The 16480-nt window shown below is 59.3% G+C and carries 20 protein-coding genes; all 20 read left to right on the top strand.

The genetic code is table 11. The features are described from left to right. The first annotated feature begins 1 nt into the window (after window position 1). The 20 genes from rpoC to rplE all read left to right on the top strand — a co-directional run bounded on the left by rpoC (window position 2) and on the right by rplE (window position 16479). Window positions 2–4195, top strand: coding sequence for a DNA-directed RNA polymerase subunit beta' (rpoC, locus tag BVG79_RS11015; protein ID WP_085786939.1), 4194 nt, complete (start codon window positions 2–4; stop codon window positions 4193–4195). Between the two features lie 39 nt (window positions 4196–4234). Continuing rightward, window positions 4235–5083: a glycosyltransferase gene (locus BVG79_RS11010; protein ID WP_085786938.1), complete on the top strand. Its 849-nt coding sequence runs from the start codon at window positions 4235–4237 to the stop codon at window positions 5081–5083. A gap of 298 nt (window positions 5084–5381) precedes the next feature. Further along, the gene (gene rpsL, locus BVG79_RS11005; RefSeq protein ID WP_044008087.1) at window positions 5382–5753 is read left to right on the top strand and encodes a 30S ribosomal protein S12; all 372 of its coding nucleotides are present in this window, start codon (window positions 5382–5384) and stop codon (window positions 5751–5753) included. A 9-nt stretch (window positions 5754–5762) separates the two neighbouring features. After that, window positions 5763–6233: a 30S ribosomal protein S7 gene (rpsG, locus tag BVG79_RS11000; RefSeq protein ID WP_085786937.1), complete on the top strand. Its 471-nt coding sequence runs from the start codon at window positions 5763–5765 to the stop codon at window positions 6231–6233. A gap of 12 nt (window positions 6234–6245) precedes the next feature. After that, complete coding sequence (gene fusA, locus BVG79_RS10995) at window positions 6246–8363, top strand: elongation factor G (protein ID WP_085786936.1); 2118 nt, start codon at window positions 6246–6248, stop codon at window positions 8361–8363. An 89-nt stretch (window positions 8364–8452) separates the two neighbouring features. Further along, window positions 8453–9628 carry an elongation factor Tu gene (gene tuf / locus BVG79_RS10990; protein ID WP_085786935.1) on the top strand — a complete coding sequence of 392 codons (1176 nt, stop codon included), beginning with the start codon at window positions 8453–8455 and terminating at the stop codon, window positions 9626–9628. 153 nt (window positions 9629–9781) lie between these two features. Next, window positions 9782–10096 carry a 30S ribosomal protein S10 gene (rpsJ, locus tag BVG79_RS10985; protein ID WP_085786934.1) on the top strand — a complete coding sequence of 105 codons (315 nt, stop codon included), beginning with the start codon at window positions 9782–9784 and terminating at the stop codon, window positions 10094–10096. Between the two features lie 21 nt (window positions 10097–10117). After that, window positions 10118–10822 carry a 50S ribosomal protein L3 gene (gene rplC / locus BVG79_RS10980; protein WP_198167931.1) on the top strand — a complete coding sequence of 235 codons (705 nt, stop codon included), beginning with the start codon at window positions 10118–10120 and terminating at the stop codon, window positions 10820–10822. Next, window positions 10819–11439, top strand: coding sequence for a 50S ribosomal protein L4 (gene rplD / locus BVG79_RS10975; protein WP_085786932.1), 621 nt, complete (start codon window positions 10819–10821; stop codon window positions 11437–11439). The genes rplC and rplD overlap by 4 nt, the downstream gene beginning before the upstream one ends. Continuing rightward, window positions 11436–11732, top strand: a complete 297-nt coding sequence (locus BVG79_RS10970; protein ID WP_085786931.1) for a 50S ribosomal protein L23 — start codon at window positions 11436–11438, stop codon at window positions 11730–11732. Before rplD ends, BVG79_RS10970 begins: the two co-directional genes overlap by 4 nt. 121 nt (window positions 11733–11853) lie before the next feature. Beyond that, a complete protein-coding gene (rplB, locus tag BVG79_RS10965) occupies window positions 11854–12693 on the top strand; it encodes a 50S ribosomal protein L2 (RefSeq protein ID WP_014538013.1) in 840 nt (279 codons plus the stop codon). A gap of 3 nt (window positions 12694–12696) precedes the next feature. Further along, the gene (gene rpsS, locus BVG79_RS10960; RefSeq protein ID WP_085786930.1) at window positions 12697–12975 is read left to right on the top strand and encodes a 30S ribosomal protein S19; all 279 of its coding nucleotides are present in this window, start codon (window positions 12697–12699) and stop codon (window positions 12973–12975) included. A gap of 3 nt (window positions 12976–12978) precedes the next feature. Then, entirely contained in the window at window positions 12979–13359 is a 381-nt protein-coding gene (rplV, locus tag BVG79_RS10955) for a 50S ribosomal protein L22 (RefSeq protein WP_085786929.1), read from the top strand. After that, the gene (rpsC, locus tag BVG79_RS10950; protein WP_085786928.1) at window positions 13359–14075 is read left to right on the top strand and encodes a 30S ribosomal protein S3; all 717 of its coding nucleotides are present in this window, start codon (window positions 13359–13361) and stop codon (window positions 14073–14075) included. Before rplV ends, rpsC begins: the two co-directional genes overlap by 1 nt. Window positions 14076–14087: 12 nt before the next feature. Then, window positions 14088–14501, top strand: a complete 414-nt coding sequence (gene rplP / locus BVG79_RS10945) for a 50S ribosomal protein L16 (protein WP_085786927.1) — start codon at window positions 14088–14090, stop codon at window positions 14499–14501. Window positions 14502–14721: 220 nt separating this feature from the next. After that, on the top strand, window positions 14722–14928 hold the full coding sequence (gene rpmC, locus BVG79_RS10940; RefSeq protein ID WP_085786926.1) for a 50S ribosomal protein L29: 207 nt from the start codon (window positions 14722–14724) through the stop codon (window positions 14926–14928). A 3-nt stretch (window positions 14929–14931) separates the two neighbouring features. Next, complete coding sequence (rpsQ, locus tag BVG79_RS10935) at window positions 14932–15162, top strand: 30S ribosomal protein S17 (RefSeq protein WP_085786925.1); 231 nt, start codon at window positions 14932–14934, stop codon at window positions 15160–15162. Window positions 15163–15242: 80 nt separating this feature from the next. After that, entirely contained in the window at window positions 15243–15611 is a 369-nt protein-coding gene (rplN, locus tag BVG79_RS10930) for a 50S ribosomal protein L14 (RefSeq protein WP_014538009.1), read from the top strand. Further along, window positions 15611–15916, top strand: a complete 306-nt coding sequence (gene rplX, locus BVG79_RS10925; protein WP_085786924.1) for a 50S ribosomal protein L24 — start codon at window positions 15611–15613, stop codon at window positions 15914–15916. The genes rplN and rplX overlap by 1 nt, the downstream gene beginning before the upstream one ends. Further along, window positions 15916–16479, top strand: a complete 564-nt coding sequence (gene rplE, locus BVG79_RS10920) for a 50S ribosomal protein L5 (RefSeq protein ID WP_085786923.1) — start codon at window positions 15916–15918, stop codon at window positions 16477–16479. Before rplX ends, rplE begins: the two co-directional genes overlap by 1 nt. Window position 16480 lies beyond the last annotated feature (1 nt).

Genomic DNA, 16480 nt, shown 5'->3' with positions numbered 1-16480 from the left:
AATGAACCAGGAACTGACCAACAACCCGTTCAACCCGCTGACCCCGGCGAAGGCGTTCGACGAGATTAAGGTCTCGCTTGCCTCGCCCGAGCGGATCTTGTCGTGGTCGTATGGCGAGATCAAAAAGCCCGAGACCATCAACTACCGCACGTTCAAACCCGAACGTGACGGCTTGTTCTGCGCGCGCATTTTTGGCCCGATCAAGGACTACGAATGCCTGTGCGGCAAGTACAAGCGCATGAAGTACAAAGGCGTCGTCTGTGAAAAGTGCGGCGTTGAAGTTACCCTGCAAAAAGTTCGCCGCGAGCGTATGGGGCACATCGAGCTGGCCGCACCCGTCGCGCACATCTGGTTCCTGAAGTCGCTGCCCAGCCGCATCGGCCTGGTGCTGGATATGACGCTGCGCGATCTGGAACGCGTGCTGTACTTTGAAAACTACGTCGTGATCGAACCCGGTCTGACCGACCTGTCCTACGGCCAGCTGCTGACCGAAGAACAGTTCATGGACGCGCAAGACCAATACGGTCTCGACTCGTTCACGGCCAACATCGGTGCCGAAGCGATCCGCGAACTGCTGGCCGCTATCGACCTTGAGGCGCTGGCTGAAGAACTGCGCGCCGAGCTGAAGGAAGCTACCGGCGAGCTGAAGCCCAAGAAGATCATCAAGCGTTTGAAGATCGTCGAATCGTTCGTCGAGTCGGGTAACCGTCCCGAATGGATGATCATGACCGTGATTCCGGTCATTCCGCCGGAACTGCGTCCGCTGGTTCCGCTGGATGGCGGCCGCTTTGCGACCTCGGATCTGAACGATCTGTACCGCCGCGTGATCAACCGTAACAACCGTCTGAAGCGTCTGATCGAACTGCGCGCGCCCGACATCATCGTCCGCAACGAAAAGCGGATGCTGCAAGAGTCGGTCGATGCCCTGTTCGACAACGGTCGTCGTGGCCGCGTCATCACCGGTGCGAACCGTCGCCCGCTGAAGTCGCTGTCGGACATGCTGAAGGGTAAGCAAGGTCGCTTCCGTCAGAACCTGCTGGGTAAACGCGTCGACTTCTCGGGCCGTTCGGTTATCGTGACCGGCCCCGAGCTGAAGCTGCACCAGTGCGGTCTGCCGAAAAAGATGGCGCTTGAGCTGTTCAAGCCGTTCATCTACTCGCGCCTTGAAGCCAAGGGCCTGTCGAGCACGGTCAAGCAAGCCAAGAAGCTGGTCGAGAAAGAGCGTCCCGAAGTTTGGGATATTCTGGACGAAGTCATCCGCGAACACCCCGTGTTCCTGAACCGTGCGCCGACGCTGCACCGTTTGGGAATTCAGGCGTTCGAACCGATGCTGATCGAGGGTAAAGCCATCCAGCTGCACCCGCTGGTTTGTTCGGCATTCAACGCCGACTTCGACGGTGACCAGATGGCTGTTCACGTGCCGCTTTCGCTGGAAGCCCAGCTGGAAGCCCGCGTGCTGATGATGTCGACGAACAACGTCCTGTCGCCCGCCAACGGCGCGCCGATCATCGTCCCGTCGCAAGATATGGTGCTGGGCCTCTACTACACGACCATCATGCGCGAAGGCATGTTGGGCGAGGGGATGTCGTTCACTTCGGTCGACGAAGTCGAGCTGGCGCTGGCTGCCGGTCAAGTGCACCTGCACGCCAAGATCACGGCCCGCATCCCGCAGATCGACGCCGAAGGGAACGAGGTTATCACCCGTTTCGAGACTACCCCCGGCCGTCTGCGTCTGGGCTCGCTGCTGCCGAAGAACAACAAGGCACCGTTCGAGCTGGTCAACCGCCTGCTGCGGAAGAAAGACGTGCAGAACGTCATCGATACCGTCTACCGCTATTGCGGCCAGAAAGAATCGGTGATCTTCTGTGACCAGATCATGGGTGCAGGCTTCAAAGAAGCCTTCCGCGCAGGGATCTCGTTCGGCAAGGATGACATGGTCATTCCCGACACCAAATGGACGCTGGTCGAGGAGACCCGCGATCAGGTGAAGGACTTCGAACAACAGTACATGGACGGCCTGATTACGCAGGGCGAGAAGTACAACAAGGTTGTCGATGCCTGGTCGAAGTGTAACGACCGCGTCACGAACGCCATGATGGATACCATTTCGGCCCCCCACTTCGACGCCACCGGTGCCGAGGAAGAGCCGAACTCGGTCTACATGATGGCTCACTCGGGTGCGCGTGGTTCGGTCACGCAGATGAAGCAGCTGGGCGGCATGCGCGGCCTGATGGCCAAGCCTTCGGGCGAGATTATCGAAACGCCGATTATCTCGAACTTTAAAGAAGGCCTGACCGTGCTTGAGTACTTCAACTCGACCCACGGTGCCCGTAAGGGTCTGTCGGATACCGCACTGAAGACGGCAAACTCGGGTTACCTGACCCGTCGTCTGGTGGACGTCGCACAGGACTGCATCATCCGTATCGATGATTGCGGCACCGACCGTGCAATCACCGCCACTGCAGCCGTCAACGACGGTGAAGTCATCGCATCGCTGGGCGAGCGCGTTCTTGGCCGTGTTTCGGCCGATGACGTGCTGCGTCCGGGCACCGATGAGGTGATCGTCCGCGCTGGCGAGCTGATCGACGAGCGTAAGGCCGACATGATCGAGACGGCACATGTCAACAAGATGCGTATTCGCAGCCCGCTGACCTGTGACGCCGACGATGGCATCTGTGCCAAGTGCTACGGCCGCGATCTGGCCCGTGGTACGCTGGTGAACATCGGTGAAGCTGTTGGCATTATCGCCGCGCAGTCGATTGGTGAACCCGGTACCCAGCTGACGATGCGGACGTTCCACATCGGCGGCGTGGCTATGGGTGGCCAAAAGTCGTTCCTGGAAGCCGGTCAGGCTGGTCGCATCGAATTCCGCGATGCCCAACTGATCGAGAACACGCAGGGCGAGCAAATCGTTATGGGCCGTAACATGATCCTCGCGATCATGGACGAAACCGGCGAAGAGCGCGCGCAGCATAAGGTCGGTTACGGCTCAAAGGTGTTCGTGAAGGACGGGCAAGAGATCGCCCGTGGCGACAAGCTGTTCGAATGGGACCCCTATACTCTGCCGATCATCGCCGAAAAGTCGGGTACGATCCGTCTGACAGACCTGGTTGCCGGCCTCTCGCTGCGCGAAGAGACCGACGAAGCAACTGGTATGACCCAGCGTATCGTTTCGGACTGGCGTTCGGTGCCGCGCGGCAGCGACCTGAAGCCCGAAATCTTTGTGATGGACGGCGAAGGCAACCCGATGCGCAACGATGCGGGTCACCCGGTCTCGTACCAGATGTCGGTCGACGCGATTTTGTCGGTGGAAGACGGTCAGGTCATCTCGGCTGGTGACGTTGTCGCGCGTATCCCGCGCGAAGGCGCCAAGACCAAGGACATTACCGGTGGTCTGCCGCGCGTGGCCGAACTGTTCGAAGCCCGTCGCCCGAAAGATCACGCCATCATCGCGGAAATCGATGGTTACGTGCGCTTTGGCAAGGACTACAAGAACAAGCGTCGCGTCGCGATCGAGCCGGTGGACGAAGCTGCCGAGCGCGTGGAATACATGCTGCCGAAGGGCAAGCACATCCCCGTGCAAGAAGGCGACTTCATCCGTCGTGGCGACTACATCATGGACGGCAACCCCGCGCCGCATGACATCCTGGCCATCCTGGGTGTCGAGGCGTTGGCTGACTACATGATCAACGAGGTGCAAGAGGTCTATCGTCTGCAAGGCGTGAAGATCAACGACAAGCACATCGAGGTCATCGTCCGTCAGATGCTGCAGAAGTGGGAGATCTCGGATTCGGGTGACACCACGCTGCTGAAGGGTGAAACGGTCGACAAGATCGAGTTCGACGAAGCTAATGACAAGGCGATGGCCCGAGGCGGCCGTCCGGCGCAAGGCGAGCCGATCCTCCTCGGCATCACCAAGGCCAGCCTGCAAACGCGTTCGTTCATCTCGGCTGCATCGTTCCAAGAAACGACGCGCGTGCTGACCGAGGCCGCCGTTCAAGGCAAGCGCGACAAGCTGGTCGGGCTGAAGGAAAACGTCATCGTCGGCCGTCTGATCCCGGCTGGTACGGGTGGTGCGACATCGCGTATCCGCCGTATCGCCGCAGACCGCGACAATGCCGTGATCTCGGAACGCCGCGACGAGGCCGAGGCCGCCGTTGCGCTGGTCGCCCCGACGCTGAACAGCGAAGACTAAGTCAAAGGCCCCCCGGGAAACCGGGGGGCTTTTTCCGTCATGCGCCAACAATCCCCGCTTATGCTTGCCGTCACCTGCGTGTGCCGCTTCTCGTATCTGGGCGAGGGGGGCTTTCAGGTTGCGCATGAAACCCAAGCCGATCGTGCTGCGTTTTTGTACGATCGCAAACGACTGATGCATCGCTTTGCATGGTTCGAACACGTGACCCTGCCCGCGATCCGCAACCAGACCGACCCCGATTTCACATTTTTGGTGGTGACCGGTGACAGCCTGCCCGACTGGGCCATGGCCCGGCTGCAGGCACTGCTGGACGACATTCCGCAGGCGCGGATCATCGCTATGCCGCCGATGCGCCACCGCGACGCCTGCCAGCAGGCAATGGCGATGCTGCCGCCGGTGGCCGATGCTACCCACTACGCGCTGATGCGGCTCGATGACGACGATGCCGTCGCCCTCGATATGGTCGCGCGGCTGCGGTGGGATTTTGGCAGCGGGCTACGTCAGCTTTGGGCGCGTGAGCGGCTGCTGGCGCTTGATTACCCACGCGGCGTTTTGCTGGATCAGGGCGCCGATGATACCATTCAGCTCGATCCGCGCATTCTGCCGCTGGCGACGGCTGCGCTTGCCGTGGTCGTCGGCCCGGCGCGGCGCGCCGATCTGTTCCAGTTCGCCCATTACAAGCTGCATGGGCGGATGACCGTCGTCAGCCTGCAGGACGAGGCGATGTTCGTGCGCGGCGTGCACGGGCAAAACGATTCGAACGCCAGCCAGCAGCGCGGCCAGCCTTGGGATGTCGAAGACCTCGATTTGGCGGAATTGCTGCGCGATCGTTTCGCCATCGACGTTCCGGCCCTTGTGGCCGCTTTGCGCGCAGCTTCAGCACTTTAGCGGCAGGCGGGCAAAGGCGGGCAGGGGGCCGCGCCAGCGGTTGACACCTGCGGCGACTCTGCCTATAGAACCGCCTGAACCTAAGGGCGCAGTGTGCCCTGTGGGGACACATAGGGATAGTCTAAGGTCATGATGCGGGCTGGCAAAGCCCCCATCCTCTGCGAGACCCACCGCATTGTTCTGCAGGTTGCGTGAACATTGCGGGTTTTTTGTGCTTTGCGGATGTCGCAAGGCATCCATCGAAACCGCGGACCTTCGGGGCCGCATACAATTGTTAGGAAGCGGGGAACACAGCCCAATGCCAACGATCCAACAGCTGATCCGCAAACCGCGGCAGCCGAAAGTGACAAAGTCGAAGTCGCAGCACCTGGAAGGGTGCCCGCAAAAGCGTGGTGTTTGCACCCGCGTTTACACGACGACTCCGAAGAAGCCGAACTCGGCTATGCGTAAGGTCGCCAAAGTGCGCCTGACCAACAGCTTCGAGGTCATCAGCTACATTCCTGGTGAAAGCCACAACCTGCAAGAGCACTCGGTCGTGCTGATCCGTGGCGGCCGCGTCAAGGACTTGCCCGGTGTGCGTTACCACATCCTGCGCGGCGTTTTGGATACCCAAGGCGTCAAGAACCGTAAGCAACGCCGTTCGAAGTACGGCGCCAAGCGTCCGAAGTGAGGTTGAGCCATGTCGCGTCGTCACGCAGCTGAAAAGCGCGAAGTTCTGCCTGATGCCAAATACGGCGATCGGGTTGTTTCGAAGTTCATGAACAACCTGATGGTCGACGGCAAGAAGTCGGTCGCCGAACGCATCGTCTACAACGCATTCGAACGCGTTGAAGGCCGTGCCAAGAAGGCCCCCGTGGAAGTGTTCCACGAAGCCCTCGACAACATCAAACCCTCCGTCGAAGTGCGTTCGCGCCGCGTCGGTGGTGCTACGTACCAAGTTCCGGTTGAAGTGCGCCCCGAGCGTCGCGAAGCCCTGGCGATCCGTTGGTTGATCGATGCGTCGAAAAAGCGCAACGAAAACACCATGGAAGAGCGTCTGGCCGGCGAGCTGATGGATGCCATGAACAACCGCGGCGCTGCTGTTAAGAAGCGTGAAGACACCCATAAGATGGCCGATGCCAACAAGGCATTCAGCCACTACCGCTGGTAAGGAAGTCTATCCATGGCACGCGATTATCCGCTGAACCTCTACCGCAACTTCGGGATTATGGCGCACATCGACGCGGGTAAAACCACGACGACCGAGCGCATCCTGTACTACACCGGCAAGTCCCATAAGATCGGCGAAGTCCACGACGGCGCCGCGACCATGGACTGGATGGAGCAGGAGCAAGAGCGGGGTATCACCATTACCTCGGCTGCGACGACGACGTTCTGGGAACAGACCTACAACGGTACCGACCCGATTTCGCCGAAGCACCGCTTCAACATCATCGACACCCCCGGACACGTTGACTTCACCATTGAAGTCGAACGTTCGTTGGCTGTTCTTGATGGTGCTGTTGCCCTGCTCGACGCCAACGCCGGTGTCGAACCCCAGACCGAAACGGTCTGGCGTCAGGCTGACCGCTACAAGGTGCCGCGCATCGTGTTCGTCAACAAGATGGACAAGATCGGCGCCGACTTCCAGAAGTGTCTGGACATGATCAAGGACCGCACTGGCGCCACCCCGGCCCCCGTTGCTTTCCCGATCGGTGCAGAAGACAAGCTGGAAGGCATCGTCGACCTGATCACCATGGAAGAGTGGGTGTACCAAGGCGAAGACCTTGGTGCGAGCTGGATTCACCAGCCCATCCGCACTGAGCTGAAAGAAGAAGCTGAAACCCGTCGCGCCACGCTGGTCGAACTGGCTGTTGAGATGGACGACGCTGCGATGGAAGCTTACCTGGAAGGTACCGAGCCTTCGAACGAAGAGCTGCGCAAGCTGATCCGCAAGGGTACGCTGAAGATGGCTTTCGTTCCGGTTCTGGCCGGTTCGGCATTCAAGAACAAGGGCGTTCAGCCCCTGCTCAACGCCGTGATCGACTACCTGCCTTCGCCGCTCGACGTGCCCGCCTACATGGGCTTCGCACCCGGCGACGAAACCGAAGAGCGTAACATCGCCCGTTCGGCCGACGATAGCCAACCGTTCTCGTCGCTGGCGTTCAAGATCATGAACGACCCCTTTGTGGGCTCGCTGACGTTCACCCGCATCTACTCGGGCGTTCTGAAGAAGGGCGATCAGCTCATCAACTCGACCAAAGGCAAGCGCGAGCGTGTCGGCCGTATGATGATGATGCACGCGATCAACCGCGAAGAAATCGACGAAGCGTATGCTGGCGACATCATCGCGCTGGCTGGTCTGAAAGAAACCACCACCGGTGACACCCTGTGTGACCCGGCAAACCCGGTGGTTCTGGAAACCATGACCTTCCCCGAGCCGGTGATCGAGATCGCTGTCGAGCCCAAGTCGAAGGCCGACCAAGAAAAGATGGGCCTGGCCCTGCAACGCTTGGCTGCCGAAGACCCGTCCTTCCGCGTCGAAACCGACCTCGAGTCGGGCCAGACCATCATGAAGGGCATGGGCGAGCTGCACCTCGACATCCTCGTCGACCGTATGCGTCGCGAGTTCAAGGTCGAGGCAAACATCGGTGCGCCGCAAGTGGCTTATCGCGAGACCATCTCGGGCCCGGCCGATATCGACTACACGCACAAGAAACAGACCGGTGGTACCGGCCAGTTCGCGCGCGTCAAGCTCGAGATCCGTCCGACCGAGCCGGGCGAGGGTTACTCGTTCGAATCGAAAATCGTTGGTGGTGCTGTTCCCAAAGAATACATCCCCGGCGTCGAAAAGGGTATCAAGTCGGTCATGGACTCGGGTCCGCTGGCAGGCTTCCCGGTTATCGACTTCAAGGTTGCTCTGGTTGACGGTGCTTTCCACGACGTCGACTCGTCGGTTCTGGCGTTCGAAATCGCAACCCGCGCAGCTATGCGTGACGGCCTGAAAAAGGCTGGCGCCAAGCTGCTCGAGCCGATCATGAAGGTCGAAGTGGTCACGCCGGACGAATACACCGGTTCGATCATCGGCGATCTGACCTCGCGTCGTGGTATGGTCCAAGGCCAAGATACCCGCGGCAATGCGAACGTGATCAACGCAATGGTCCCGCTGGCGAACATGTTCGGCTACATCAACAACCTGCGTTCGATGTCCTCGGGTCGCGCGCAGTTCACGATGCTGTTCGATCACTACGACGCAGTGCCGGAAAACATCTCGCAAGAGATCCAGAAGAAATACGCCTGATCAGGCGGGGCGGGCCGGTGACGGCCCGCCTGCTGACCCCATTGGAAATCGGCGCTTAGCCGCCTGACCAAATCTCTGAAGGAGCCATCATGGCAAAGGCAAAGTTTGAACGTAACAAGCCGCACGTTAACATTGGCACGATTGGCCACGTTGACCACGGCAAGACGACTCTGACGGCAGCGATCACCAAGTACTTTGGTGAGTTCCGCGCTTACGACCAAATTGACGGTGCGCCGGAAGAGCGTGCACGCGGGATCACGATCTCGACGGCTCACGTTGAGTACGAGACCGAAGCGCGTCACTATGCGCACGTCGACTGCCCCGGCCACGCCGACTACGTGAAGAACATGATCACGGGTGCAGCGCAGATGGACGGCGCTATTCTGGTTTGTGCTGCGTCGGACGGCCCGATGCCGCAAACGCGCGAGCACATCCTGCTGGGCCGCCAAGTGGGTATTCCCTACATGGTGTGCTACATGAACAAGGTTGACCTTGTCGACGACGCCGAGCTGATCGAGCTGGTCGAGATGGAAATCCGCGAACTGTTCTCGTCGTACGAATACCCTGGCGATGACATTCCTGTCATCCAAGGTTCGGCTTACCAAGCGCTGATCGGCGAGCGTAAAGACATCGGTGAAGATTCGATCCGCGCGCTGATGGCCGCTGTCGATTCGTACATCCCGACGCCTGCACGTGCTGTTGACCAGCCGTTCCTGATGCCGATCGAAGACGTTTTCTCGATCTCGGGTCGTGGTACTGTTGTGACCGGCCGTGTTGAGCGTGGCGTGATCAACGTTGGCGACGAAGTCGAAATCGTCGGCATCCGCGACACGAAGAAGTCGGTTTGCACGGGCGTTGAAATGTTCCGCAAGCTGCTGGACCGCGGAGAGGCTGGCGACAACATCGGCGCGCTGCTGCGCGGCGTTGACCGTGACGGCGTTGAGCGTGGCCAAGTTCTGGTCAAGCCCGGTTCGGTTACCCCGCACACCGAATTTGAAGCTGAAGCCTATATCCTGACCAAGGAAGAAGGCGGCCGTCACACGCCGTTCTTTGCGAACTACCGTCCGCAATTCTACTTCCGCACCACCGACGTGACCGGCACGGTTGAACTGCCTGCTGGCACCGAAATGGTGATGCCGGGCGACAACCTGAAGTTCAACGTCACGCTGATCGCCCCGATCGCCATGGAAGAGAAGCTCCGCTTCGCTATCCGCGAAGGCGGCCGCACCGTCGGCGCTGGCGTCGTCGCTAAAATCATCAAGTAATCGTCAGTTTCTGACGGTTTCTGGGTTCGCTCCGTAAAAGGGGCCTTGACAGGGCGGGAAAAACCCGCCCTGTGCGCTTACGAATTTAGGTTCGATGTGGCTGTGCAATCCCGCCCACTCACCTCTCAACCTTAAGCCGCGAAAGGCAATAAAATGGCCGCACAAAGCCAAACCATTCGCATCCGCCTCAAGGCGTTCGATTTCCGCGTGCTGGATGCCAGCACCGCCGAGATCGTTTCGACCGCGAAGCGTACGGGTGCCTCGGTCCGTGGACCGATCCCCCTTCCCAACAAAATCGAGAAGTTCACGGTTCTTCGTGGCCCGCACATCGACAAGAAGTCGCGCGACCAGTTCGAGATCCGTACGCACAAGCGTCTTCTGGACATCGTCGATCCGACCCCGCAAACCGTGGACGCGCTGATGAAGCTCGACCTCGCTGCTGGCGTTGACGTCGAGATCAAGGTCTGAGGAGGGTAGAAAATGACTGCTCTGCGTTCAGGCACTATCGCTAAAAAAATCGGCATGACCCGCCTGTTCCTCGAGGACGGCCGTCAGGTTCCGGTTACTGTTCTGCAACTCGATAACCTTCAGGTCGTCGCACAACGCACCGTCGAAAAGGATGGCTACACCGCCGTTCAGCTGGGCGCGGGTACTGCGAAAGCCAAGAACGTTTCGGCTCCGATGCGCGGCCACTTCGCTGCGGCCAAGGTCGAGCCCAAGCGCAAGGTTGCCGAATTCCGCGTCGCCGCCGAGAATCTGATTCCCGTTGGCGCCGAAATCATTGCTGATCACTACGTCTCGGGTCAATTCGTTGACATCTCGGGCACGTCGATCGGTAAAGGCTTTGCCGGTGTTATGAAGCGTCACAACTTCGGTGGTTTGCGCGCTTCGCACGGTGTGTCGGTTTCGCACCGTTCGCACGGTTCGGTTGGCCAATGTCAGGATCCGGGCCGCATCTTCAAAGGTAAGAAGATGGCTGGTCACATGGGTTCGGCCCGCGTCACTACCCAAAACCTGCAAGTCGTCCGCACCGATTCGGCCCGTGGCCTGATCATGGTGAAGGGCGCCGTCCCGGGTAGCAAGGGTGGCTGGGTCACCATCAAGGATGCCGTCAAGAAGAAGATGGCTGAGAACGTTCAGTTCCCGGCCGCTCTGCGCGAAACGGCTGTTGCCGTTGAAGGAGGCGAACAATGAAGATTGATGCAATCAATCTCGACGGCGGCGCCGCCGGTTCCGTCGAACTCAACGACGCGATCTTCGCACTAGAGCCGCGTGCAGACATTCTGCACCGTCTGGTTCGTTGGCAGCGTGCACGCGCCCAACAAGGGACCCACAAGGTTCTGGGCAAGTCGGAAGTCAGCTACTCGACCAAGAAGATCTACCGCCAAAAAGGTACCGGTGGCGCTCGTCACGGTTCCAAGAAGGCCCCGATCTTCCGTCACGGTGGCGTCTACAAAGGCCCGACCCCGCGTTCGCACGAGCATGACCTGACCAAGAAGTTCCGCGCTTTGGGTCTGAAGCACGCCCTGTCGGCTAAAGTCAAAGCAGGCGAGCTGGTCATCATCGAAGCTGCGACGATGGCCGAAGCCAAGACCGCACTGCTGGCAAAGCAAGTTGCGAATCTGGGCTGGAAGCGTGCGCTGGTGATCGACGGTGCTGCCGTTGATGAGGGCTTTGCCCGCGCCGCGCGCAACATCGCTAACCTGGATGTTCTGCCCACCATGGGCGCGAACGTCTACGACATCCTGCGCAGTGACACCCTGGTGCTCACCAAAGCAGCTGTCGAAGCTCTGGAGGCTCGTCTGAAATGACCGCCAAACCCGAACAGTACGATGTGATCCGCAAGCCGATCGTCACCGAAAAGGCAACTCTGGCGTCGGAATCGAACGCTGTTGTCTTCGAAGTTGCGATCGACGCGACCAAGCCGCAGATCAAGGGCGCTGTCGAAGCCCTCTTCGGTGTCAAGGTGAAGGCCGTGAACACGACCATCACCAAAGGCAAGGTCAAGCGTTTCCGCGGTGTCGTCGGCACCCGCAAGGACGTCAAAAAGGCTTATGTTACCCTGGTTGAGGGTAACACCATTGACGTTTCGACCGGTCTCTAATAGGGACTGCCCATTCTGCGGCCGGGATTCGTCCCGGCCGCAGCTTTTACGCCTAACGGGACCTTCGGGGCCCTTCACGTGTCGGGCTTGACCGCCCGCAAAGCAAACGGAAGACAGAAGCATGGCACTTAAGTCGTACAAACCGACGACGCCTGGCCAGCGTGGGCTGGTTCTGATCGACCGTTCGGAGCTTTGGAAAGGTCGCCCTGTCAAAACCCTTACCGAGGGTCTGACCAAGTCGGGTGGCCGGAACAATACCGGACGCGTCACGATGTGGCACAAAGGCGGTGGCGCAAAGCGCCTGTACCGCATTGTGGATTTCAAGCGTCGTAAGTTTGATGTTGCAGCAACCGTTGAGCGGATCGAATACGACCCGAACCGGACTGCGTTCATCGCGCTGATCAAATACGAAGATGGCGAACAAGCCTACATCCTGGCACCCCAGCGTTTGGCTGTGGGCGACCAAGTTGTTGCTGGCGCTAAAACCGACGTCAAACCCGGTAACGCAATGCCTTTCTCGGGCATGCCTATCGGTACGATCGTCCACAACGTCGAACTGAAAGCCGGCAAGGGCGGCCAATTGGCCCGCGCTGCAGGCACCTACGCTCAGTTCGTTGGTCGCGATGGCGGCTACGCTCAGATCCGCCTGTCCTCGGGCGAGCTGCGTCTGGTCCGTCAGGAATGCATGGCTACCGTTGGTGCCGTGTCGAACCCCGACAACTCGAACCAGAACCTGGGTAAAGCCGGTCGTAAGCGCCACATGGGCGTCCGTCCGACCGTTCGCGGTGTCTCGATGAACCCGATCGACCACCCGCACGGTGGTGGTGAAGGTCGCACCTCGGGTGGCCGTCACCCGGTTACCCCGTGGGGTAAGGGCACTAAGGGTACCCGCACCCGTAACAAGAACAAGGCGTCGTCGAAGCTTATCCTTCGTTCGCGTCACGCCAAGAAGGGACGCTAATCCATGGCTCGTTCTGTTTGGAAAGGCCCTTTTGTTGACGCTTACGTGCTGAAGAAAGCCGAAGCCGTGCGTCAATCCGGCCGTAACGAAGTGATCAAGATCTGGTCGCGCCGTTCGACGATCCTGCCGCAATTTGTCGGTCTGACGTTTGGCGTCTACAACGGGCATAAGCATATCCCCGTTGCCGTGACCGAAGAAATGATCGGCCAAAAATTTGGTGAATATTCGCCGACCCGTACCTATTACGGGCACGCTGCGGACAAAAAAGCGAAGCGGAAATAAGTCATGGGTAAGGCAGCTAATCCCCGCCGCGTGGCTGACAACGAAGCGATGGCGAAAGCCCGCATGCTTCGCACCAGCCCGCAAAAACTGAATCTCGTCGCCGGTCTGATCCGCGGCAAGAAGGTTGAGAAGGCTCTGACCGACTTGACCTTCTCGAAGAAGCGTATCGCGCAGGACGTCAAGAAGTGCCTGCAATCCGCGATTGCCAACGCCGAGAACAACCACAACCTGGACGTCGACAACCTGATCGTTGCCGAAGCCTTTGTTGGTAAGAACCTGGTGATGAAGCGCGGTCGTCCGCGTGCCCGTGGCCGCTTCGGTAAGATCATGAAGCCGTTCTCGGAAATCACTATCACGGTCCGTCAGGTCGAGGAGAAAGCCTAATGGGTAACAAGGTTAATCCCGTCGGCATGCGTCTCCAGGTCAACCGCACCTGGGACAGCCGTTGGTACGCCGATACCAAGGACTTCGGCAACCTCCTGCTGGAAGACCTGAAGATCAAAGATTTCGTCCGCACCGAGTGCAAACAGGCTGGTATCAGCCATGTTGTGATCGAGCGTCCGCACAAAAAGTGCCGCGTCACGATCCATGCCGCTCGTCCGGGTGTCATCATCGGTAAAAAGGGCGCAGACATCGAGACCCTTCGCAAGAAGCTCTCGGCTCTGACCGACTCGGAACTGCACCTCAACATCGTTGAAGTGCGCAAGCCCGAGCTGGACGCTGCCCTGGTTGGCGAATCCATCGCCCAGCAACTCGAGCGTCGCGTTTCGTTCCGTCGTGCCATGAAGCGCGCCGTGCAAAACGCAATGCGCATGGGTGCCCTCGGCATTCGTGTGAACGTTGCTGGTCGTTTGGGCGGCGCTGAAATCGCACGTACCGAATGGTACCGCGAAGGCCGCGTTCCGCTGCACACGCTGCGGGCCGACATCGATTACGCGCTCTCGGAAGCTCAGACCGCCTATGGTATCATCGGCATCAAGGTTTGGATCTTCAAGGGCGAGATCCTGGAACATGATCCGCAAGCGCACGACCGTCGCATCACCGAAGCGCAGGAATCTGCTGCTCCGCGTGGCGCCGGCAATCGCCGCGGCGATCGCTAAGGAGTAGAGCAGATGCTGCAACCGAAGCGTACTAAATTCCGTAAGCTCCACAAAGGCCGGATCCACGGCGAAGCGAAAGGCGGCTCGACGCTGGCTTTCGGTACCTTCGCCCTGAAGTCGACCGAGCCGGAGCGTGTGACAGCCCGTCAGATCGAAGCGGCCCGCCGCGCGATCACCCGTCACATGAAGCGTCAAGGCCGTGTATGGATCCGTATCTTCCCCGATACGCCCGTCACCGGTAAGCCCACCGAAGTCCGGATGGGTAAAGGTAAGGGTTCGATCGAATACTGGGCAGCCAAGGTTAAGCCTGGCCGCATCCTGTTCGAGATCGACGGCGTTGCCGAATCGGTCGCCCGCGAAGCACTGCGCCTTGGCGCGATGAAGCTTCCGGTCAAGACCCGCACCGTGATCCGCGAAGACTGGTAATCCGGTTTAAGCGTGTGAACAGGGGATCGCCGTCCAGAAATGGGCGGCGATTTCGCATTTATCGCCCGCCGTCCGCTATATGACGCAGCGCGAGTCTTTCGCCCTTGCGCCGCAGGGGTGGGGGTGCTAAGCGCAGCGGGTCGAATTCTAGACATACATAACCCACCAGACTCAGGGTCACCTTCAAAAGGGCCCTCTGGTGCAAGTAGAGGACATGGGAATGAAACCCCAAGAACTGCGCGACAAGACGCCCGAGCAACTTCGGGAAGATCTTACCGCTCTGAAGAAGGAAGCGTTTAACCTGCGCTTCCAACAGGCGACCGGCCAACTCGAGAATAGCGCCCGCATGCGTGCAGTCCGTCGTGACGTTGCGCGTGTGAACACTGTTCTGAACCAAAAAGCGGCTGCTGCCGCGTCGGAGGCTTGATAAATGCCTAAGCGTATTCTTCAGGGTGTCGTCACCTCGGACAAGAACGAGCAAACTGTGACCGTTCTGGTCGAACGTCGCTTCAAGCACCCGCTGCTTCAGAAGACCGTTCGTAAGTCGAAAAAGTACCGTGCGCACGATGAAGCCAACACCTTCAAGGTTGGTGACAGCGTTCGTATTCAGGAATGTGCGCCGAAGTCGAAGACTAAGCGCTGGGAAGTTGTCGTCGGCTAATGCTGGCGTTTGCGACCTATTAATCGAAACCCCGGGATAAGGCCTGACTGCAAGGCCCCCGTAAGGTCGGGAGAAACCACATGATCCAGATGCAGACCAACCTGGATGTTGCTGATAACTCCGGCGCTCGCCGAGTTCAGTGCATCAAGGTTCTGGGCGGTTCGCACCGCCGGTATGCTTCCGTGGGCGACATTATTGTCGTTTCCGTCAAGGAAGCTATTCCGCGTGGCCGCGTTAAGAAAGGTGATGTCCGCAAGGCCGTCGTCGTTCGCACCGCCAAGGAAGTCCGCCGCGAGGATGGCACTGCCATCCGCTTTGACCGCAACGCGGCTGTCATCCTCAACAACAACATGGAGCCCGTCGGCACCCGTATTTTCGGGCCGGTCGTGCGCGAGCTGCGCGCAAAGAACTTCATGAAAATCATCTCGCTTGCGCCGGAGGTGCTGTAATGGCTGCCAAACTGCGTAAAGGTGACAAGGTCGTCGTTCTGACGGGCAAGGATAAGGGCAAGACCGGCGAAATCGCCAGCGTCGATCCCCAAGCCGGCCGCGCCGTCGTCGAAGGCGTGAACGTCGCCATCCGCCACGTCAAACAAAGCCAGACCAACCAAGGTGGTCGTCAGCCCAAGGCTATGCCGCTGGACCTGTCGAACCTGGCGATCGTTGATGCCAACGGCAAAGCAACCCGCGTCGGCTTCCGTATCGAAGACGGCAAGAAGGTTCGCTTCGCCAAAACCACCGGGGAGGCTATCTAATGTTGGATAACGCTACCTATACCCCGCGTCTGAAGGCTGACTACATCGCACGCATCCGCGCTGCGCTGAAGGAAGAATTCGGCTACAAGAACGACATGCAGATCCCGCGTCTGGATAAAATCGTTCTGAACATCGGCTGCGGTGCAGAAGCTGTTCGTGATAGCAAAAAAGCCAAATCGGCTCAGGAAGACCTTTCGACCATCGCTGGTCAAAAGGCCGTCATCACCAAGGCCAAGAAGTCGATCGCCGGCTTCCGCGTCCGTGAAGAGATGCCCCTGGGCGCCAAGGTTACCCTGCGTGGTGACCGCATGTATGAGTTCCTTGATCGTCTGATCACCGTTGCAATGCCCCGTATCCGCGACTTCCGCGGCGTTTCGGGTAAAAGCTTCGATGGTCGTGGCAACTACGCCACCGGTCTGAAAGAGCACATCGTGTTCCCCGAGATCAACTTCGACAAAATCGATGAGAACTGGGGTATGGACATCGTGATCTGCACGACCGCGGCGAATGACGCGGAAGCAAAGGCGCTGTTGAAGCACTTCAACATGCCCTTCAACAGCTGAT

The organism is Ketogulonicigenium robustum (assembly GCF_002117445.1).
Classification (GTDB): Bacteria; Pseudomonadota; Alphaproteobacteria; order Rhodobacterales; family Rhodobacteraceae; genus Ketogulonicigenium; species Ketogulonicigenium robustum.
The sequence above is the reverse complement of the archived record's forward strand: the minus strand, read 5'-3'. Positions and strand labels throughout refer to the sequence as shown.